Annotated in this window: 1 pseudogene; it reads left to right on the plus strand. The window is 66.2% G+C overall.

Annotated elements, in window-relative coordinates:
- A pseudogene (locus AXK60_RS25140) lies at positions 1-219 on the plus strand (isocitrate lyase); the annotation flags it as partial.

Raw genomic sequence — 219 nt, forward strand, 5'->3', positions numbered from 1 at the left:
CCGCCACGCTGCTGACCACCGACGTGGACGACCGTGACAAGCCCTTCCTCGACGGCACCCGCACGTCCGAGGGCTTCTTCGGCATCAAGAACGGTGTCGAGCCCTGCATCGCCCGTGCCAAGGCCTACGCGCCCTACGCCGACATGATCTGGATGGAGACCGGCAAGCCCGATCTCGAGCTCGCCAAGAAGTTCGCCGAGGCCGTCAAGGCCGACTTCC

The organism is Tsukamurella pseudospumae (assembly GCF_001575195.1).
Taxonomy (GTDB): domain Bacteria; phylum Actinomycetota; class Actinomycetes; order Mycobacteriales; family Mycobacteriaceae; genus Tsukamurella; species Tsukamurella pseudospumae.